A 20,899-nucleotide genomic window follows, 5' to 3' on the forward strand; every position below is an offset into this window, starting at 1 on the left:
CGCATGGTTGAGAAAATCCACGCACTGACGGACCGAACGGGGACATGGCAAGAAACCACAAAGCTGGTGGGCAAGGTGAACCGCACGCTGCGCGGATGGGCGAACTACTTCAAGGTAGGCACCGTCAGCAAGGCGTATCGGGCACTCGACAGCTACGCAGCGATGCGGTTGCGCCGGTGGTTGCAGTTCAAGCACAAAACCAGGCGTCGCAAGGGCGGGACCTATCCACTCCCGCACCTTTACGGGCACTTTGGGCTCGTACGCCTGAGCAGGCTTGGGCACGACGTGCCGTGGGTGAAGGCGTGAAGTTTTGTCCGAGAGCTGGATGCGGGAAATCTGCCTGTCCAGTTCGATGAGCGGGGTGTGAAAACGGGGCCATGGTCGAACCAGTGAGGCACCGCCAAACGAAAGGGGCGGAAACAGATATGTTCGAACCTAAAGCTACCGCGTCACACCTCGACTCTACCCATCTCAGACCTGTTGCAACGTCCGCTTCCGCGCCGCTGTAGAGGGCTTCAGACGGAATCGGAACGGGGCTCTCGTTTCCTGTTTGACACATTTTCACAGCGCGGACCGGCATCCACACTTCGCTCGAAAACGCTCGCGTGTCAGAAGTTCGCAACCGTCTTCAGGCCGAACACCAATGCGTTTGGATTCGCGCTGGTCCCGCCGGGGTCGATCACATACTGGATGTTCGGTCGTATCTGCAGGCCGGGGAGCGGCCGGTAGGTGTAGTAGAACTCAATGGCGTATTCATTGCCCTGGACGGCGACCGGACCGAGGCCGGCCAGATTCTGCAGCTCTTCGGACCAGGCGACGCGGCTGTTGACGTGGGTCGTGCCGACCGCAAATCCGATATCGTCCTGGGGCCGGGACGGGAGTGGTCCGGTATAGGTCAGGCCGCCTGCGACCTGATAATCGGTGGTCGCCGTGCGGCGGTCGGCCATCGTCGCGTTGAGAAACAGGCTCAGCGCGCCAGCGGAGCTGGCTTGCGACGGGCGAAGCACCTGCTGAACGAAGCTGATGTAGCCGCCGTAGCGCCCGCGGCTCTGCTGCGGTGGCAGTCCGGAGAGGACGGCCGGGTTACCGTTGATATCGGTGACCACATTGGGCGCGATCGACGTGTCGTACCAGCCGCCGAACTTGTAGCTGCCTTGAAGATCGCCGAATTTCGGCAGCCATGCGAGCTCTGCCGGGATGAGAAGGCCGGTCGATCCCGAATAGATCACCGGAAGCGCGGATTGCGACACATCCAGATAACCGGGATTGGAATCGAACACGCCGAACTGGAAATAGCCGAAGCCCTGCAGGTTGAACTTCAATCGGGTGGCCCAATAGCTGACGGGCCAATTGTAGATGTAGTTGCCGACGAGGTTGCCGGGCTGCGCGCCGCAGAAGGTCAGGTTCTGGAAATCGCAGGCGAACGATGCGAAATCCTCGCCGAAGGGGATCCGTCCGATCTTCCAGTCGACCAGGCCGTTGACGAATTTCTGGTCGTACCAGAAATCCGTGAGCCGCAGCGTCTGGCCGCGTCCGAACACCTCCTGCACCTGTTGCAGCGTGCCGAGGCGCGCGTCATCGCTCAGATTGCTGCCGTTGCGGTCGGTCCATGTGACCTGGATGGTGCCGCCGGGCACGACGCCGAGTTTTGCCAGATCGAACGTCGCGCCGAAGACCCACTGATCGGTGTAGGCGACCTGCTGCCGCTGGCCGCCGGTTGCATTGCCGGCGATTTCGCTGGTGTAGCCGAACTGAAACGCGATGCCGGCATTCAACAGCCGGGTTCGCGCGCCGTCCCAGTCGCCGAGCAGCCAGGGAACTGGAGCTGGCACCGCTGCTGGAGCCGGGCTCGTCCCTGCGGCGGGAATCGTCAGATCGGCGGCCTGTGCGGCGTGACCGCCGACACAGGCTGACATCGCGGCGAGACCCAGCCAAAGATAGAACGCCGTCGGATGCTTCCCGCGATCACCGGATGATGCAATCATGACGACGCTCCCGCCCTTCAATCCTTCAATGCGTAGGCGATGACGTAATCACCGCGCTTGGTGCCGAACGAGCCATGGCCGCCGGCTGCGGTGACGACATATTGCTTGCCGTCGGCCTCGTAGCTCATCGGCGTCGATTGGGCGCCGGCCGGCAGGCGATCTTCCCAGACCACCTTGCCGTTGCGCACGTCGTAAGCCCGGATCGTGTACTCATAGGTTCCGGTGTAGAACGCGACCCCACCGGCGGTCGTCATCGGTCCACCGAGCATCGGCACGCCCATCTTGAACGGAAGCGGCAGCGGCGTGGTGTCTCGGATCGTGCCGTTGGGATGCTGCCAGACGATTTTCATCGTCTTGAGATCGATTGCGGCCATCGTGCCCCAGGGCGGCCGGTAGCACGGCACGAAGAGCGGCGAGAGAAAGCTCTGAATATCGACGCCGAACGGCGTGCCATACATCGGCTGCGCTCCAACCTCGCTGCCGACCGGCTTGTCGGCCGTCGGCGCGGGAGGATTTTGCGGGCCGCGCGGAAGGAGTTTTGAGACGAAGGGCAGCGACATCGGGTTGGCGATGGCGATCTGCCTGACGGGATCGACCGCGATGCCGCCCCATTCGAACATGCCGAGATTGCCCGGGAAGACCAGCGTGCCCTGCAACGACGGCGGCGTGAACGTGCCCTCGTAACGCAATTGATGGAACTTGATCCGGCACAGCAACTGATCGAAGATCGTGCCGCCCCACATGTCGGCGCCGGTCAGTTTCGCCTCGGGGCGGAATGTCAGCTCAGAAAACGGCTGGGTCGGTGCGGTGCGGTCGCCGGGCGCGGGTCCCTGCGGCACTGGACGTTCCGGCGCGGGCACGATCAGCTCGCCGGTCCTGCGGTCGAGCACGAACAGATTGCCCACCTTGGTCGGCTGGATGATCGCGGGGACGACGCCCTTGGCCGTCGTCACATCGACCAGGCTCGGTTGCGAGGGGACGTCCATGTCCCAGAGATCATGATGCACGGTCTGGTACGACCAGGCGCGCTTGCCGGTGTTGATATCGAGCGCAACGATCGAGCTGGAATAGCGCTCGACCAGCGCATTGCGATTGCCGCCCCAGATGTCTGGCCCGTTGTTGCCCGTGGGGATGTAAACGAGATTCAGTTTCGGATCGAACGAGGCCGTGATCCAGGAATTCGGCGACCCGTTGGTGTAATGCCGCGTCGACGATGGCAGCGCATTCTCGTCCGCCGCGGCAGAATCCCAGGCCCACACCAGTTTGCCGGTGTAGACATCGAAGCCGCGGATCACGCCCGAAGGCACTTCGACCGCATAATTGTCAATCACTGCGGCAGCAACAACCAGGATCTTGTCGCTGACGACAGGCGGTGAGGTCGGCTCGAAGAAGCCTGCCGTCGTGATTCCCATCCCCTGTTGCAGGTCGAGGACGCCGTGATCGGCAAAGCCGTCGCACAGCTTGCCGCTGTCGGCATCGAGCGCGATCATGCGCCCGTCATTGACCGGCAGGAAGATCCGCCGCGGACAATCGGCCGGCGCCGGAGCGCCGCCAGAGTCGACAGCGCCTGACGCGGTTTCGTGATAGGAGACCCCGCGGCAGGTCATGTGCTGGAACGTCTTGTTGAACGTTAGCTTGGGATCGTACCTCCAGCGCTCGGTACCGGTCTTGGCGTCGAGCGCGAACAGGACCTGGTGCTGTGAGCAGAGATAGAGCGTATCGCGCACCTTGATCGGGGTGACCTCGAAGGTCGTCTCTCCGGAATCGTTTGGCGTTGCCACGTCGCCGGTGCGGAAGGTCCATGCGACCTTGAGCTTGCCGATAGTGTCAGGCGTGATCTGCTTCAGCGGCGAATAGCGTTGCCCGAATTGCGTGCGGCCATAGGCGCGCCAATCGCCATCCGGTTGCGGGTCGGCTTCGCTCTGCGGCACCGTAGAGGAAGACTCGGCGATGGTGCCGTTGATGTCGTGATAACTGGACGACAGGGCGACGATGAGCACGACCGAGGCCACCGCGATGCCGGCCCAGAGTGGCGCCGTCGCGCTTCCGTAAGACACCGGTTCGTTTCGCACCAGACCGCGAACGATCACCGGCGTCAGCAGCCAGAGCGCCATCGGGAAGATGACGTCGCCGCGAGCCGCGAGCGGCCACCAGTCGAATTGCACCTCGTAGACGGCCCATGCCAGCGTGCCGACCAGCACGATCGCAAACAGCCACAGCGCCGAACGCCGCTGCGCCAGCAACAACGCACTCGCGGTGAGAATGCCGAGACCGAGGATGACATAGAAGATGGAACCGCCCAATGAAGCGAGCCAAATGCCGCCGCCTGCTAGTACCAGGCCGATCAAGGCGTAGATGATGCCCGTGATGAGAACTGCTCTGGATCGCTGCATGGTGGCTCCAGTGCGGAAGAAGGACTGAGCTTGTCCCGGCGCAAGCGCAACAGACCGCGTCCGCTTCGAGGAAGCTTCGTCCAATCGTCAGTGACTGGCAACCTGGAACTGCGCTGTTGATGCAACACCCGCACGCAAAGTCGCGACGTTAAATACGTGTTGAAGCAAAGTTCTTCAAAAATGCGCGCGCAATATTCAACGACAAGCAACACCTATTGCGTGGCAGCGTCATCCGGCCTTGATGAAATCGATGAACGCACGCAGCGGCGCCGGCACGAGGCGGCGATCGGGATAGTAGAGGAACGGCCCCGAGAAGCTTTGCCACCAGGGTTCGAGAACCGGTTCGAGGGCGCCGCTATCGAGATGCGGGCGCAGCCAGTCTTCGAACAGTTTGATGACGCCGGTTCCAGCGATCGCAACATCGATGGAGAGCTCGGTCGCCCCGCCAATGCTGACAAGCAGCGGTCCCGCCGGTTCGATGCGCACGATCTCGCCATCGCGTTCGAACTCCCATGGCGACATCATCGCCCCGGAGGAGAAGCGGCCGCGCAGGCAGGCGTGGTGAAGCAGGTCGCGCGGATGCTCAGGCCGGCCGTGGCGATCGAGGTAAGCCGGCGCGGCGGCGGCGGCGAAGCGCTGGACGCGCGGTCCGATCGGCACCGCGATCATGTCCTGCTCCAGACGTTCGTCATAACGGATGCCGGCATCGCAACCGGCCGCCAGAACGTCGATGAACGTATCTTCGGCGATGATCTCCAGTTGAATGTCGGGATACTGGCTGAGGAAGCGCGGCACGATGGCGGGCAGCACCAGCCGCGCGGCACTGACAGGCACGTTGAGCCGCAGCGTCCCTGCCGGCCGGTCGCGAAAGCTGTTGACCACGTCGAGCGCCGATTCCACCTCGCTCAACGCCGGGCCGAGCCGCTCGAGCAGGCGTTGTCCTGCCTCGGTCGGTGCAACGCTGCGCGTGGTGCGATTGAGCAGCCTGACGCCGAGTTCGGTTTCCAGCCGGCTGACGGCTTCACTCAGCCCGGATGCACTGGCGCCGCTCGCGCGGGCGCCATCGCGAAACCCCTTGGCGCGCGCCACCGCAACGAAGGCGTTCAAATCACCCAAGTCGACTTTCATTGTTCGCTTCTCCGAACAGCCCGTTCGGATTATGCCCCGTTATCGTGCGAGCGGGCAATCGCTACCTCTGCGTGGTCTTGAGAGGAGACCATGATGTCCAGCACAAACCAATCCGGCAGGTTCACCCTTGGCGATCGCAGCGTGAAGCGCCTCGGCTACGGCGCCATGCAGCTCGCCGGACCCGGCGTGTTCGGCCCGCCCAGGGATCGTGACGCGGCACTGGCGGTGTTGCGCGAGGCCGTCGCGTCCGGCGTCGATCATATCGACACCAGCGATTTCTACGGCCCGCACGTCACCAACCAGCTGATCCGCGAGGCGCTGCATCCCTATGCAGAGCATCTCACCACCGTCACCAAGATCGGTGCCATACGCGGCACGGACGGATCATGGAATCCTGCCTTCTCGCGCGAGGAGTTGACGCAAGCCGTGCACGACAATCTGCGCAATCTCGGCCTCGACGCGCTCGATGTGGTCAATCTCCGTGCCATGTTCAGCGTGCACGGCCCTGCCGAAGGCTCGATCGAGGCGCCGCTCACTGTTCTCGCTGACCTGCAGCGTCAAGGCCTGGTGCGTCATATCGGCCTGAGCAACGTGACGCCCACGCAGATCGCGCAAGGACGCAAAATCTGCGAGATCGTCTGCGTGCAGAACCTCTACAATGTGGCGCATCGGGCCGACGATGCCCTGATCGACGATCTCGCCCGCGACGGCATCGCCTATGTGCCGTTCTTTCCGCTCGGCGGATTCAGCCCGCTGCAGTCATCCACGCTGTCCGATGTCGCGGCGCGTCTCGGTGCCACACCGATGCAGGTCGCGCTCGCGTGGCTGCTGCGTCGCTCACCGAACATCCTGCTGATTCCCGGGACCTCGTCCGTCGCGCATCTGCGCGAGAATCTTGCGGTGGCTGAGCTTGTGTTGCCGGATGATGCGATCAAGCAGCTGGACCATATCGCGGCAGGGTAGCTACCGTCCGCGCACAACCTTCCATTTTCCATCGGCGCCCCGCCGCAGCGCCGGGTCGCCGATCCGGATGTGCTTCGCCAGGAAATCGATCAATGCCCGCACGCGTGCCGGCAGCGGGCCGGCGTGGCCGACATAGACCGCGTGGATGTCTTCGCGGTCGCCGGGATTGAGGCTTTGCAGTACTGGCACGAGACGTCCTGCCTCGATGTCCGGGCCGATATGAAATAGCGCCAGCCGTGCGAGGCCAACGCCGCCGAGCGCGAGCTGGCGCGCGGCCTCGCCGTTGCTGGCGCGGGCGACCGGCGGCGGCAATGCCTCCTCGATCCTTTCAACCCGGCGGAACGGCCAGCCGCGGATGCTGCGCGGAAAGGTCCAGCCGATGCCGTGATGGGCGGCAAGATCCGCAGGCGTCTTTGGCGTGCCGACGCGGGCGAGATAGGCCGGTGCGCCAACCACGACCATGCGGCTGGTGCCGAGTTTGCGCGCGATCAGGCGCGACGCACCAAGCGGGCCGACGCGGATCGCGACGTCGGCGCGCTCCTGCATCAGGTCGATCAGCGTGTCGGTGAGGATGATGTCGAGCGTGATGTCGGGATGTTCGCTGAGGAATCGCGGCAGCAGCGGCATCACATGCAGCATGCCGAACGGGATGTTGCTGTTGACGGTCAAATGTCCGCGCGGCGCCGCGCCCGAACCGGCTTCGCGTTCGGCCTCCTCGATATCGGCGAGAATGCGTTGCGCGCGCTGGTAGAAGGCCTGGCCTTCTTCGGTGAGCTGCAGCTTGCGCGTGGTGCGGTTGACCAGCCGCGTGCCGAGCCTCGCTTCCAGCCGGGAGACCAGCTTGCTGACGCCCGATGGCGTCCGGCGCAGGCTTTTCGCTGCGGCGGTGAAGCCGCCGAGATCGACGACGCGGACGAAGACGTCCATCTCGCCGGAGCGGTTGCTGTCTGATCGGGCCATGTTGAATTCAAGTCATAAATGATTAGATTGACGCCAATCTAATCCTTTTGGGTGCGCTTCGCTATCTCCCATGACGGAAGCCAATTCCGATCCGGAGCGCTAAATGCCTGCTGCTGTTCTTGCCCTGACCGCCGGTGCCTTCGGCATCGGCACCACCGAATTCCTCATCATGGGGCTGTTGCTGCAGGTCGCCGCCGACATGCAGGTGTCGGTCTCCGCGGCGGGGCTGTTGATTTCCGGCTACGCGCTCGGCGTGTTCGTCGGCGCCCCGATCCTGACACTGGCGACGCGGCGAATGCCGCGCAAGGCGGTGCTGCTGGCGCTGATGGCGATCTTCACGCTCGGCAATGCGGCCTGCGCGTTGGCACCGAACTACGAGCTCTTGATGGCTGCACGCATCCTCACGTCGCTGGCACACGGCACCTTCTTCGGCGTCGGCTCGGTGGTGGCGACCAGCCTCGTCGCCGAAGACAAGCGCGCGTCGGCGATCTCCACGATGTTCATCGGCTTGACGGTCGCAACCCTGCTCGGCGTTCCCTTCGGCGCCTGGTTCGGCCTGATGCTCGGATGGCGCGCGGCGTTCTGGGCCGTTGCGGTGATCGGCGTCGCAGCCTTTGCTGTGCTGGCCGTGTTTGTCCCAGGCAACGTCGGGAGCCAGGACAAGCCTGCTCCGCTGCGCGAGGAACTGGCGGTGCTGGGCCGGCCGCAGGTCCTGCTTGGGCTTGCCATGACGGTGTTCGGCTTCGGCGGCCTGTTCGCGGTCTTCACCTATGTGCAGCCGATCCTGACCCGCCTCACTGGGTTCTCGGACGCCGCTGTCTCGCCGATCCTGTTGATATTCGGCGCTGGGCTAGCGATCGGTAACGTCGCGGGCGGGCGGCTCGCCGATAAGGGGCTTGCGCGCGCGCTGATCGTGACGCTTGGCGGATTGGCTATCGTCCTCGTGGTGCTGGCGGCGGTGATCTCGACCAAGGCGCTGGCCGTGACGTTGTTGTTCGTGCTCGGCATCGCCGCGTTTGCGACTGTCGCACCGCTGCAGCTTCGCGTGCTGGAAGCCGCCGGCGTGGAAGGGCGCACGCTGGCCTCGAGCCTGAACATCGCGGCCTTCAATCTCGGCAATGCGCTCGGCGCCTGGGCCGGCGGGCTCTCCATTGATCACGGCCTCGGCCTCGGCGCACTGCCGCTGGTGGCCGCTGCGATCACGGTGGTCGGACTGCTGCTGGCGCTGTGGAGCCTGCGCCTCGATCGGCCGGTCGTTGCCGTCGCGTGCCCGGCAGAATGAACAAGATCAAATAGGAGTTCGACGATGGACTATCGCAATCTCGGTGCCTCGGGTTTGACAGTGCCGGTACTCAGCTTCGGCACCGGCACGTTCGGCGGGCAGGGGCCTCTGTTCTCGGCGTGGGGGACGAGCGGCGTCGACGAAGCACGACGGTTGATCGACATCTGCCTCGAAGCCGGCGTCAATTTGTTCGACACCGCCGATGTTTATTCGAACGGCGCGTCGGAAGAAATTCTCGACGCCGCGATCAAAGGCCGCCGCGACAAGGTGTTGATCTCGACCAAGACCGGCCTGCCCATGGGCGATGGACCGCTCGATGCCGGCACCTCGCGGCATCGTCTCGTGACCGCCGTCGACGCCGCCTTGCGACGGCTCGGCACCGATTATATCGACCTGCTGCAGCTGCACGCCTTCGACGCCTTCACGCCGATCGATGAGGTGCTGTCGACCCTCGATACGCTCGTCCGCGCCGGCAAGCGCGCGCTATGTCGGCGTCTCGAATTTCTCTGGCTGGCAGTTGATGAAATCACTCGCCATTGCCGAGCGCCATGGCTGGCCGCGCTACGCGGCGCATCAGGTTTATTATTCGCTGGTCGGCCGCGATTATGAATCGGAGCTGATGCCGCTCGCGCTCGATCAAGGAGTGGGCGCGCTGGTCTGGAGCCCGCTGGGCTGGGGGCGGCTCACCGGCAAGATCAGGCGCGGGCAGCCATTGCCCGCGAACAGCCGCCTGCATGAGACCGCGCAGTTCGGGCCGCCCGTCGACGACAACAGGCTCTATGCCATTGTCGACGCACTGGACGCGGTGGCCGCCGAGACCGGCCGCATAGTGCCGCAGATCGCGATCGCCTGGCTGCTCGCGCGCCCGAGCGTGTCTTCCGTCATCATCGGCGCCCGCGACGAAGCGCAGCTTCGCGACAATCTCGGCGCAATCGGATGGTCGCTGACGTCAGACCCAGATCGCACGCCTCGACAAAGCGAGTGCGGTGATGCCGGCCTATCCCTATTACCCCTACCTGATACAGGAGGGGTTTGCGCGGTTGAACCCGGCTCCGGTGTGAGCCGGTCACGCCCGCCTATCGTGGCTTCGCGTCGGCAGGCCGCATCGCGATCACGGAGATCAGGCCGAGGCCGACACCGATCATCACATAGAAGATCGGCGCCAGCGGGGAGGCGGTCAGCGTGATCAGCCAGGTGACGAAGAACTGCGCGAAGCCGCCGGAGATCAGCACCGCGACGTTGTTGACGATCGACAGCGACGTCGAGCGTATCCGGACCGGGAACAACTCCACCAGCGTGGTGCAGTAGACGCCGAGGAAGAACGCGCTGAAGCATCCGATCACGATCTGGCTGACCAGCAGCCTCATGATCGAGGGCTCGGCGATCACCCAGCTATAGAGTGGATAAAGCGAGATGAAGTACCCGGCGAGCGACACCAGCAGCAGCGGCTTGCGCGGGTAACGGTCGGAGATCGCGCCGGCGATCGGGACCACGATGACCATCACGATCGCTGCGATCATCTGCACCAGGAAGCTCTGCATCAGCGGCAGCTTCAGCACCTCCTTGGCGTAGGTCACGGTGTAGCCGAAGGTCACGTAGAACGAGACCGCGCTCGCGACCACCATGCCCATGCCGATCAGATAGTTGCGACCCGGGGTCTTCAGGTCGTCCGTGAAGGTGGCTTGCTGCGCGCTCGCCCTGTCCTTGCGGAGCGCGTCGGGCTCGGTCAGCCGGGCGCGCATATAAAGCAGAATCGGAATGATCGCGAGGCCAACGAAAAACGGCAGCCGCCATGCGCCGGCGGCGAGCTGCTCCTGGGTGAACAGCAGCGTCAGGGCGGCACCAAACGTGGCGCCGAGCACGTTAGCCATCAATTGTCCGGTGATCTGCCACGAGCCGTAGTAGCCGGCGCGGCCCGGCGGTGCGGCTTCGATAAGGAATGCGGTCGAGGTACCGAACTCGCCGCCGACCGAGAAACCCTGCAACAGGCGCGCGACCAGCACGATGAACGGCGCCGCGATTCCGACGCTGGCGTAGGTCGGTGACAGCGCCAGCATCGCGACCGCCAGCGCCATCAGCGTCATGCCGAGCGTCATTGCAGCCTTGCGCCCCTTGCGATCGGCGTAATAGCCAAGCACGAGGCCGCCGATCGGCCGCATCACGAAGCCGGCGCCGAACAGCGCCGTCGTCAGCAGCAGCGCGTTGACGTCGCTGCCGGCAATGTTGGGATCGACCGGGAAGAACAGGTTCTTGATGACCGGGGTCATCAGCGCGAAGATCGTGAAGTCGTACCATTCCATCGCGTTGCCGGCGATCGCCGCCACGATGGCATTCCGGTTGCTCGTCTGCATCTGCGCGGGCCTGTTCGTTGAGGGGCCGGTCTATCCGGCTGGCTGTGGGGCGTCGGCGTCGGTCCATTCGTCGCCGAGGATTTCGGGCGTCGCGAACGCCTTGAGGTTTTCGAAATGGCGTTCGCGATCCTCGACGAAGAGTTGGCGGACAAGGCCGCGCGCAAGGCGATCGGCGCCCTCGCTGATTGCCGGGATGTCGCCTGAGAGCTTGCCGTGGCTGAGCGTCGCCGGATAATTGAAGCAGTGCAGCCGCGCCAGCGCCGGACACACGCCCGGCACCTTCTCGAGGAATTCAAAGCTGTCGCCGAGATCCGGAGAGGATTCCAGCTCCGCATTGTCCATCCCCTCGGGGGTGGCGAAGCGGTCGGACCACATCCGGATATAAGGCGCGAACTCGGCGAGCTCCGGGCGCAGGCCGAGATCGACCTTGAAGCCGGTGCCGAAGATGATGAAGTCGGTCGCGTAGCGGCCCTTCGGCGTCGTCACGACCAGATGATCGCCTTCGACGGCCAGATTCGTGACCGGGCTCGCGAGATGGAAATGTGCCTGCTCGTGCGCGGAGATGCGCAGCACGCTTGGCCGCGGCGGCGGCGTCTGCGCCTTCAGCGTGTGATCGAGGAAGCGCCACTTCCATTCGTCGGATAGGCCGGCGAAGCCGTGGACGACGCCCTGGCTGCCGATCCCGGTGAACTTGTTGACGCGCGGGATGTCCGGCCGGCGGATGAAGAGGTCGAGCCTGCCAGCGCCGGCCTCCAGCGCGGTCGCTGCATTGTCCATCGCCGAGGCGCCGGCCCCGACCACGGCGACGCGCTTGCCGCGCAGGCGGCCAAAGTCGATTGCTTCGGCCGAGTGTGCCCAGAAGCGCTTGGCAATGCCGCCAGCGAGCGGCGGCACTGAGGTGCCGCCGAGGCCGTCACGTCCGGTGGCGAGCACGACATGGCGCGCGAGCAGTTGTCGCGGGCGGCCGCCCTCGCTGATATCGAGCGCCAGCAAATCATCGGAGCGCGCGTGAATGCCGTCGACTGACACTGCGTTGCTGATCGGCAGGCCAAGCACTTTGCGATACCAGATCAGGTAATCCATCCACATCGTGCGCGGCGCGCGGTCGAGAGCCTTCCAGGCCGCCTTGCCATGCTGCGCCTCGTAGAAGGCGCGGAATGTCAGCGCCGGCAGGCCCATCGCCGGGCCGGTGAGTTCTTTCGGTGAACGCAGCGTCCGCATCCGCGCGAAGGTGACCCATGGGCCTTCCTGGCCGGCGGCTGCGCGATCGAGCACGCGGTGATTGTCGACGCCGAGGCGTTTGAGCATCCCCGACGTGACGAGGCCAGCCATTCCCGCGCCGACGATCACGACGTCGATCACGTCCTGCCCGTCGACGACGCGGCGCGGCACCCATGATTTGGACGGCAGTTCAAGCCAGGCGAGGTCCTGCTGCAGCCGCGCTTCGAGCGCCGCGAGGCCAATTGCGCCGTCCGCGGTCACCGCCATGACTTCTCCCTTTCGAACGCGCCGCCCGCCGCCTCGGAAAATGCCGCCTCGCCGCCGTGAAGTTTCGAGCCGGGCATCAGAACGACCGCGGCGCGCAGCGCATCGTTGACCGCGGCGACCGTCGGCGTGAGCTCGCGCCCGGTCGGCGAGATCGCGGCGAACAGGAACGGGATGTCGACATCGAGCGGGCGGGTGACGACGCCGTCGACCGCAAGGCTTGCGGTCAGCACCGGCTCGATGATGGCGATGCCGAGCGACTGCTTGGCCATCGCGATCGCCGTCAGCGAGGCATTGGTGTCGATTACGTCAGCAGGCTTGGCGCCGGCGCGCGCGATGGCGTCCTCGACGCGGCGGCGCAGCCGATAGGGATTGGCCATGGTCAAGAGACGGCGGCCATCGAGATCCTTCAGCCGGATCACCTTGCGTTTGGCAAGCGGGTGATCGGCGGCGAGGCACGCCACGCATGGCACCTCGCAGACCCATTGCACATCGAGGCCGGGATGCTGGACCGGCAAGCTCGCGAGCCCAAAGTCGACTGATTGCGAGAGCACCGATTGCACGACGTTCTCGGCCGAGAGCGCCTGCACGTGAACCTGCCGCGGCAACAGCGCCTGATCCATCGCCGCCAGCGCCGCCGGCACGACACCGCCCGCGAGCGCCGGGATCGCGGCGAGGCTCAGCACCGGCAGCGCGCCGGCGCCGATGGCGGCGGCGCGATTGCGGATGTGCTTCAAGCCAAGCAGCAGACGTTCGACCTCGGCGTGGAACAGGATGCCCTTCGGCGTCGGGCTGATGCGCGGGCCGTTCCTGGAAAACAGGAGGTAGCCGACGTCGGTCTCCAGATCCTGGATCTGTCGCGTGACCACCGGTTGCGAGCGGCCGAGCAGCCGCGCCGCGCCCGTGATGCTGCCGGCCGACATCACGGCAGCAAAGGCTTCCAGCAGGCGGATATCGATCACGTCCTCTTGCATGCGCATATTCCTATCATTCTTATTTCAGATAATAAAGCCATCTTGATGTGAGATATGAATTATGATTAGATGGCGTCATGTCGAACGGGCCTTCGTCCTCACGCCAAACCCCGCCGGCCGAGCCGAGCTACCGGCGCGGCTGGGTCGACGAGGCCGTGTCCGCGATCGAGGCGGACCAGTGCCGGTCCGCCGACACCCATCTGATGCGGCTGATCGTGCCGGCGCTGTCGGGCATCGACATCTATCTGAAGGACGAATCGACCCATCCGACCGGCAGTCTCAAGCATCGCCTAGCGCGCTCGCTGTTCCTTTACGCGCTGTGCAACGGCCACATCCGCGAAGGCACTGCCGTGGTGGAAGCGTCGTCGGGCTCGACGGCGGTCTCGGAGGCCTATTTCGCGGAGATGATCGGCGTGCCGTTCTATGCGGTGATGCCGCGGACGACGTCGGCCGAGAAGATCGCCGCGATCGAGCATTACGGCGGCAACTGCCATCTGATCGACGACGGCCGCGCGCTCTATGCCGAGGCCGCCGCGCTCGCCACGCGGCTCGGCGGTCACTACATGGATCAGTTCACCTTTGCCGAGCGCGCCACCGATTGGCGCGGCAACAACAACATCGCCGAGTCGATCTTCGTCCAGCTCGGGGTCGAGCGGCGTCCGCTGCCGGAGTGGATCGTGATGAGCGCCGGAACCGGCGGCACGTCGGCCACGATCGGGCGCTATTTGCGCTATCGCCGGTTTCCGACAAGGCTCTGCGTCGCCGATGTTGAGCATTCCGCCTTCTTCGATTGCTTCCGCACCCAGGATCGCTCCCATGTCTGCGAGCGGCCCTCGCTGATCGAAGGCGTCGGCCGCCCGCGCTGCGAACCTTCGTTCGTCCCAGGCGTGGTCGACCGCATGATGAAGATTCCCGATGCGGCATCGATCGCGGCGATGAACGTGCTGTCGCGCCTTCTGCGCCGGCCGGTCGGCGGCTCGACCGGCACCAATTTCCTCGCGCTCTGCCGCCTCGCTTCCGAGATGCGAAATGCGGGCGAGACCGGATCGCTGGTGACGCTGATCTGCGATTCCGGCGAGCGCTACCGCCAGACCTATTACGACCCGGCTTGGCTCACATCCCGCGGGATCGATCCGTTGCCTTACGAGGATCAGCTGAATGCGTTCCTCGGCGGCGCGCATCCGCTTGGTATCGCGGTCGCGGATGTGCAAAACCCTCGCGACCTCAGAGAAACTGCATGACCAATTTGATCGAAACGCTGGCCGGCGTTCCGCCGGCCTCGAAGCTCGGCGAAGCCTTGAAGAAACGCGCCGAGATCCTGCGCCTCAGCGAAGCGGCCCATGACGCCGTGCTGCTGCCGCGCGATCCCGGCGGACTGAGCCACGCTTTGCGGGCCGCGCTCGCGGCGCGGATGTGCCGGCATGTCGGCAATGACGATCTGGCCGCTCATTACGACAACTATCTGGGCCATTCCGGCGACCTCGATGTCACCCCGCTCGCGTATTCCGATGGGAAAAGCGGTGAGACGCGGCTCGACGCCATCGCGCGCCATGCTGATTTGCTGACGGTCGCGCCGCGCGAGGCGACACGCGGGGATATCGAGGCGCTGAAGGCCGCCGGCGTCGCCGAACCCGACATCGTGCGCCTCGCCGAACTCGCAGCCTTCGTGAATTACCAGCTCCGGGTCGTCGCCGGCCTGAAAGTTTTGAAGGGCGTGCAATGAGCGAGGCTATCAACGAGTTTACGGCCAAGGTCCCGATCTGGTCGCCCTATGTGACGCCGGTCGATATCGCGATCGCGACCCCGGCGCAGCTTGCCGCGATGAAGGTGACGCCGTCGAACACTGGGTTCTCGCCCTACGTCCTGACCCTGGCGCACGATCCGGAATCGCTCGAGGTGCGCTCGCCGCTGTTCAACCTGATCATGTACGGCAAGGACGGGTTGTCGTCGGCGGAACGTGAGCTCGGTGCCGTCGGCGCCTCGATCGTCAATCGCTGCATCTATTGCGCCGCCGTGCACGCCTCGCGCTTCATCGGCATCACGCGACGCACCGACATCATCGATACGATCTTCGCCGACGAGCGCGATGCTAAGCTGCCGCCGCGCGATCAGGCACTGTTCGATTTCGCGACCAAACTCTCGACCACGCCGGTCCAGGTCGGCGCCGACGACGCGAGGGCGCTGACGGAGGCCGGGCTCAGCGAGCTCGAGCAGCTCGACCTGGTGCTCTCGGCGGCGCTGTTTGGCTGGGCCAACCGGCTGATGCACACCCTTGGAGAGCCGCGCGCGTGACGCGTTGGTTACTGCTGGTATCGGAGTGCCCCGTCGAAATCAGGGCGTACACTCATGGCGGCCGGCTAATGCGGCCTTAATCGCCGCCGAGCAAGTCCCATATGGCGAATGTTAACCAATCATAAACCATACTTGGCAATCCTTGGGCGGCTCATGCAAGCAAAGCGTCCGCCGCGCTGCGTGAGTATCGACAGACTCCGATGCGTCAGCAGGCGTACCGGCGAGCGGGGGGCCCGTGACCAAACACGCACTACAATCAAACGAGAGCACGAGCGCGACGAAGCTTGAGGAAACGCAGGCCTTTAGAGCTCTCGATCGAACAGTGAGGGACATGGAGGATGGCCTGGATCATCCGGAGCTCTGGCTGCTCCTCAAGCTGGTCGTCGAGGAGGGCGATGCTGGCGACCTCCTTGTGGTCCTACGCGCTTTGCGCCCTGTCCAGCAGCCCAAGGTCGTCAAGATTTTTGATGTCCTCGAGGCCTTCATTCAAGGCATCGCAGGTCCGCGCGACGAGGCCATCACAAAGCTGAAACAGCTTCAGGCGCAGGATCCCCTATGCCCCCAGGTGGCCGGCGCGCTCTCTTTTTTGATGCACGGCGAGCGACCACCTGAAATCCACGTGCCGATTGTCCCGCCGATTGTCCCGAAAAACCCAACGAGGATCCCGTTAGCAGGAATGAACTTTCCCAAACCCCGAGGGGATAGCTTCGACATTTTGGACGTCGCCTGCTTTAAGGCAGCTCTCGACAGCGCGGAGCACTACGAGAAGCATTTTCTGACATGCCCCGCATTTGACAACGATTTATCGCTGCTTTCGAAAGCGCTGGAGCTAGCTCAACCAAACGGCCTGTTCCTTGAATTTGGCGTGGCGTCGGGCCGCACGATCAGCCACGTGGCTCGGAACACACCGCAGACCCATTTCTACGGCTTCGACTCTTTTGAGGGGCTGCCTGAGGCGTGGCGGAGCGGATTTGACAAGGGAGCATTCGCGCAGGCGCGCCTGCCAATTGTTCCGGCCAACGTGACGCTGATCAAGGGGTGGTTTGACGATACTCTGCCAACCTTCCTTCATGATCGGCCGCAAATGCCGCTCTCACTGCTTCACGTGGATTGCGATCTCTATTCGTCAACCAGAACGATCCTTGCAAATTTGAAAGATCGGATCGTGCCCGGCACTCTTATCGTGTTCGACGAGTACTGGAACTATCCGGGTTGGCGCGATCACGAGTTCAAGGCCTTCGAGGAACTGCTTGCTGAAACTGGTATTCGGGCCAAACCGTTCGGCTTTGTGCCAAGCCATCAACAAGTCGGGTTCGTGATGTCCAGGCCGGACTGAGCTTTCCAGGACACCCCGCTGCGCCGGCAGGCGCTCACGGAGCTCGAAGCCCGAGGACAGCACCACACTTTGGAATTGCTTAGCGAGATCACCGGCAATCTGGCCCAAAGTCGCGAGCGCCTCCACGGTTGCCGAATCGGATCAATCGGCAGACGAAGGGATAGATTATGAAAGTGATCGCCGTCACGCCGGCCGGCCGCCGTAGATATCTCGAAGTGTTGGCCAAATATATTCTCAGCGACGAAACGGTCGCTGAATGGCACCTGTGGGATAATTGCCGGGATCCCGCGGACCGAACCTATATTCAATCGTTGGCCAATCCCAAGATCAAGATCGTTTCGCTGCCGGACTCAACGGGTGACAACAGATCGATCAACAAGTTCTATCGCACGATGACCGATCCGAGCGCCTTCTACGTCAAACTGGATGACGACATCTGTTACCTGCCTCCAGGTTTTTTTGGGCGCTTTGCGGCAAAAGCCGCAGCAAGCAAGACAAACGCGATTTGGTTCTCGCCGGTGGTCATCAACAATGCGATCTGCTCCTGGCTGCTATCATTCCATGGTAAGATCAAATGTTCGGAGCCATTGTCGTGTCTTGCCAGCTGCGAAATCGGTTGGAAAAACCCTGCATTTGCCGTGCTCCTCCATCGCTTTTTTTTGAACAGGCTCGAGACCGATCGGGTTGAGTCCCTCCATATTCCAGACGCCACGATGACGATGGGACGGTTCTCGATCAATTGCCTGGGAGTGTTCGGAGAGGACCGCAACGCGCTTGGTGACGCCTTTTGCCCGCTTGGTGTCGATGACGAGGAACATATTTCCGCCTTCCTTCCGATGCTGACAAAAAGACCGGGGCAAATCATCGGTGACGAGGTCGTCGCCCACTTCAGTTTTTACACGCAAGAGCGCGTCGTCTTGGACACTGATATTCTCGCGAGGTATCAATTGGAGGCTATGCGGGTCCGCCCGTCGGACTCTCTCATGTCCACTGAAGCAGGTTTGGCGAGTGCCGGACAACTTCACAATCCGACTCCAGAGTTCCTCCCGACATGATCTTGCCGCTCGCCGCCGTTCAGCCTGATCATGTACGGCAAGGACGGGCTGTCGTCGGCGGAACGCGAGCTCGGCGCCGTCGGCGCCTCGATCGTCAACCGCTGCGTCTATTGCGCCGCCGTGCACGCCTCGCGCTTCATCGGTATCACCACCGCACCGACATCATCGACACCATCTTCGCCGACGAGCGCGACGCTAAGCTGCCGCCGCGCGACCAGGCGCTGTTCGATTTCGCGGCCAAGCTCTCGACCACGCCGGTTGAGGTCGGCGCCGACGACGCCAGGGCACTGACGGAGGCCGGGCTCAGCGCTCGGGCAGCTCGATCTGGCACTCTCGGCGGCGCTGTTTGGCTGGGCCAACCGGCTGATGCACACCCTTGGGAGCCGCGCGCGTGACGACCGGCGATCCCAGCTCCCGCTGCTGAAGCGGCATTGGCGACCTCACGGATTTGAGTGCGGGTTCGCGCGGAACATCGCGTGACATGCAAAGCACGTCAGAAACGCGCTGGCACTTTTCCATCCCGATCAATCTCGGCCAGGACGGCGCTCATACGACTTCTGGATAGCGTGCGCGGGTGATGCTCGGGACCGCCACCGCTTTTAAGTTGTAGTGGTAATACCAGTGTTCTGGTATACATTATTCCTAACTGTTGTCGAAATGCGACAGTATGTTTCGCAGAGCAATATCTCTGCTGCGGCGCAGTATGCCATTGATGCGTATCGCGGTAACGAAACTAAGAACAGTTCTGTTAGCATATCCAATAACTTATACGACGGTGCTATCGTATTGACCGGACCGCGCAACGCCTCCAGCCTTTTGGCAGGCTCGATTTAAGAGCCGTTCTAACAGGGGATGGCGATGAAGAAATATGCGCTAACGGTCTCCGCTATCGCGATAGCGGTCGTTTCTCGGCCTGCGCCGGCGTCTGCGGACAAGCTCGATGTGGTCCTGGAGCGGCTTCAGGCGATCGAGCAAAGCAATGCTCAACTTGCCAAGGAGAATGCCACGCTCAAGGCGCGGCTCAATCGTGTCGAATCTTCGAAAGCCGCGGCGCCCGTGGTCCAGGCCGCTCCAGGCCGTGTGGCCAGCGCGCCAGCGAGCGGCGGTGCGCCGGCATCGCTGAAGACGCCCGTCGTTGAAGTGGATGCGCAGGGACACACCTATTTCGAGCACAAGCACGGCGCTCCCCTGACATTCTATACGCCCGGGGGCGAGATCACCGCTTACGGCAATCTGGACGTCTCGATCGACGACACAGCGAAGAATGTCGGAAACCTGAACCTGAACGGCGCCACGCCTCCGGTCGGGAATTTCGGGTGGATGCCCGCGATCTCGACCAACCTCTCCTATCTCGGCGTTCGCGGCTTCCAACATCTGCCCGGCATGGAAGCCAATTTCCTCTATCAGCTCGAACTCGGTTTCGATGTTTCGGCCACGCCCGGTTTGAAGGAAAACAACAGCAGTCTGAGCAACACGGTCAACGGCGCGATGTTCAACCGCAACACATATATCGGCCTCGGGTCGTCGGAGTGGGGTGCGGTCAAGATCGGCAAGACCGATGCGCCCTACAAGACCTCGACGTCCGCGTTCAACCCGTTCTCGGGCCAGATCGGCGACTACAGCGTGGTCATGGGTAATACCGGCGGCGACAACCGTGTTGAATTCGGCACCCGGCTCGATCATGCGATCTGGTACGAATCGCCCACCATCTCAGGCTTCCAGTTCAACGCCTTGTTTGCGCCGGGGCAGAACCGCGATACCGACAGCTCCAACATCGCGGCCGGAGAATCCGATTGCGCCGGCGGTAACGTCCCCCAGAGCGGCGGCAATCTGCCGATCGCGTGTAATGACGGCTCCTTCAGTAATGCCTACAGCGCGAATTTGAGCTACACCAACGGCCCGTTCTACGCGACGGTCGCTTATGAGCGTCATCAAGCGGTCAACCGTCAGAGCGATATCACGGCAATCTACGGCACCGCCGCGTTGCCAAACGCCTATGCCCAGAACCTGTTCAACGAAAATGTCGGGGACGAGGACGCCTTCAAGGTTGGTGCATTGTATCGTTTCGCCACCCGGACCACGGTTGGCGGCATCTTTGAAATGATGCATCGTTACGTTCCGGCGGACCTGCAATTCCAGAACGAGCGAACCCGCAACGGCACGTGGTTCTTCGTCAGCCAGGAATTGACCGATGTCGACAGCATCCATTTCGGATGGGCGCATGCGTTCGCGGCCACCGGCGATCCCGGCCAGCACAACACCTCGACGCTGACGACGATCGACGGACTCGGCACCTATGGCCCCAACGACAACAAGGCCGACATGGTAACGGCCTCCTATAAGAGGAAAGTGAGCCCGAACTTCACTTGGTACGCCTCGGTCGCGGCCACCTTCAACGGGCCGAGCGCCCACTATGATCTCGGCGCCGGCGGCAGGGGCGTGACGACGGACTGTCACGACGCGTTCGGTGCGGATGGTGGCTACACGTCAACGCCGCACTGTTACGCCGGCACGACGATCGTGGGCGTCTCGACCGGCGCTTCGTGGAAGTTCTAGAGCATTTTCGGTTCTGATTGAATCAGAACCGAAGCTCCATATTCTTGTTTTGACGCGTTTTCTTCACGCGAACCGGTGTCCACGGAGCCTGTCATCGGGCGCGCAATCGCGCGACCCGTTGGCTCGAAAACGCTCTAGG

General features: G+C 63.4%; 16 protein-coding genes and 2 pseudogenes. 11 read left to right on the forward strand and 7 right to left on the reverse strand.

The features are described from left to right. A partial coding sequence (locus UP10_RS21710; protein ID WP_044589192.1) for a group II intron maturase-specific domain-containing protein occupies positions 1-306 on the forward strand: 306 nt, incomplete at its 5' end. Between the two features lie 302 nt (positions 307-608). On the opposite strand, the gene UP10_RS21715 is transcribed toward UP10_RS21710, so the two are convergent. The 3 genes from UP10_RS21715 to UP10_RS21725 form a co-directional block, all read right to left on the reverse strand. Continuing rightward, positions 609-1,985: a carbohydrate porin gene (locus UP10_RS21715; RefSeq protein WP_197086877.1), complete on the reverse strand. Its 1,377-nt coding sequence runs from the start codon at positions 1,983-1,985 to the stop codon at positions 609-611. Positions 1,986-2,002: 17 nt separating this feature from the next. Then, entirely contained in the window at positions 2,003-4,378 is a 2,376-nt protein-coding gene (locus UP10_RS21720) for a glucose/quinate/shikimate family membrane-bound PQQ-dependent dehydrogenase (RefSeq protein WP_044589322.1), read from the reverse strand. Between the two features lie 228 nt (positions 4,379-4,606). After that, entirely contained in the window at positions 4,607-5,506 is a 900-nt protein-coding gene (locus tag UP10_RS21725) for a LysR family transcriptional regulator (RefSeq protein WP_044589323.1), read from the reverse strand. A 93-nt stretch (positions 5,507-5,599) separates the two neighbouring features. On the opposite strand from UP10_RS21725, the gene UP10_RS21730 reads away from it, so the two are divergent. Then, on the forward strand, positions 5,600-6,469 hold the full coding sequence (locus tag UP10_RS21730; RefSeq protein WP_044589343.1) for an aldo/keto reductase family oxidoreductase: 870 nt from the start codon (positions 5,600-5,602) through the stop codon (positions 6,467-6,469). Here UP10_RS21730 and UP10_RS21735 read toward each other — a convergent pair whose 3' ends face one another. Then, positions 6,470-7,429: a LysR family transcriptional regulator gene (locus tag UP10_RS21735; RefSeq protein ID WP_044589324.1), complete on the reverse strand. Its 960-nt coding sequence runs from the start codon at positions 7,427-7,429 to the stop codon at positions 6,470-6,472. 103 nt (positions 7,430-7,532) lie between these two features. Between UP10_RS21735 and UP10_RS21740 the strand changes: the two genes are divergently transcribed. Together UP10_RS21740 and UP10_RS21745 are read left to right on the forward strand one after the other, a co-directional pair. Next, on the forward strand, positions 7,533-8,711 hold the full coding sequence (locus tag UP10_RS21740; RefSeq protein ID WP_044589325.1) for an MFS transporter: 1,179 nt from the start codon (positions 7,533-7,535) through the stop codon (positions 8,709-8,711). A gap of 24 nt (positions 8,712-8,735) precedes the next feature. Then, positions 8,736-9,772 (forward strand): annotated as a pseudogene (locus tag UP10_RS21745) (aldo/keto reductase). Positions 9,773-9,787: 15 nt separating this feature from the next. On the opposite strand, the gene UP10_RS21750 reads toward UP10_RS21745, so the two are convergent. From UP10_RS21750 to UP10_RS21760, 3 genes are read right to left on the reverse strand one after another with little or no spacing between them, the layout of a single operon-like run. After that, positions 9,788-11,062, reverse strand: a complete 1,275-nt coding sequence (locus tag UP10_RS21750) for an MFS transporter (protein ID WP_044589326.1) — start codon at positions 11,060-11,062, stop codon at positions 9,788-9,790. A 30-nt stretch (positions 11,063-11,092) separates the two neighbouring features. Further along, positions 11,093-12,550, reverse strand: a complete 1,458-nt coding sequence (locus UP10_RS21755; RefSeq protein WP_044589327.1) for an NAD(P)-binding domain-containing protein — start codon at positions 12,548-12,550, stop codon at positions 11,093-11,095. Continuing rightward, entirely contained in the window at positions 12,541-13,521 is a 981-nt protein-coding gene (locus tag UP10_RS21760) for a LysR family transcriptional regulator (protein ID WP_044589344.1), read from the reverse strand. Before UP10_RS21760 ends, UP10_RS21755 begins: the two co-directional genes overlap by 10 nt. 77 nt (positions 13,522-13,598) lie before the next feature. Between UP10_RS21760 and UP10_RS21765 the strand changes: the two genes are divergently transcribed. The 7 genes and pseudogenes from UP10_RS21765 (at position 13,599) to UP10_RS21795 (ending at position 20,760) form a co-directional block, all read left to right on the forward strand. Next, positions 13,599-14,762, forward strand: a complete 1,164-nt coding sequence (locus UP10_RS21765; RefSeq protein WP_044589328.1) for a PLP-dependent cysteine synthase family protein — start codon at positions 13,599-13,601, stop codon at positions 14,760-14,762. Further along, complete coding sequence (locus tag UP10_RS21770; protein ID WP_044589329.1) at positions 14,759-15,244, forward strand: CMD domain-containing protein; 486 nt, start codon at positions 14,759-14,761, stop codon at positions 15,242-15,244. The genes UP10_RS21765 and UP10_RS21770 overlap by 4 nt, the downstream gene beginning before the upstream one ends. Then, a complete protein-coding gene (locus UP10_RS21775) occupies positions 15,241-15,813 on the forward strand; it encodes a peroxidase-related enzyme (protein ID WP_044589330.1) in 573 nt (190 codons plus the stop codon). The genes UP10_RS21770 and UP10_RS21775 overlap by 4 nt, the downstream gene beginning before the upstream one ends. 331 nt (positions 15,814-16,144) lie before the next feature. Next, positions 16,145-17,149 (forward strand): class I SAM-dependent methyltransferase, encoded by a 1,005-nt coding sequence (locus UP10_RS21780; protein ID WP_050043768.1) that lies wholly within the window; start codon positions 16,145-16,147, stop codon positions 17,147-17,149. Positions 17,150-17,316: 167 nt separating this feature from the next. Continuing rightward, on the forward strand, positions 17,317-18,204 hold the full coding sequence (locus UP10_RS45365) for a hypothetical protein (protein WP_063775391.1): 888 nt from the start codon (positions 17,317-17,319) through the stop codon (positions 18,202-18,204). 6 nt (positions 18,205-18,210) lie between these two features. Next, positions 18,211-18,684, forward strand: a pseudogene (locus tag UP10_RS45370) (peroxidase-related enzyme); the annotation flags it as partial. A 378-nt stretch (positions 18,685-19,062) separates the two neighbouring features. Continuing rightward, on the forward strand, positions 19,063-20,760 hold the full coding sequence (locus UP10_RS21795) for a porin (protein ID WP_197086878.1): 1,698 nt from the start codon (positions 19,063-19,065) through the stop codon (positions 20,758-20,760). Positions 20,761-20,899: the final 139 nt, after the last annotated feature.

The sequence above is a fragment of the Bradyrhizobium sp. LTSPM299 genome (genome assembly GCF_000938235.1).
Taxonomy (GTDB): Bacteria; Pseudomonadota; Alphaproteobacteria; order Rhizobiales; family Xanthobacteraceae; genus Bradyrhizobium.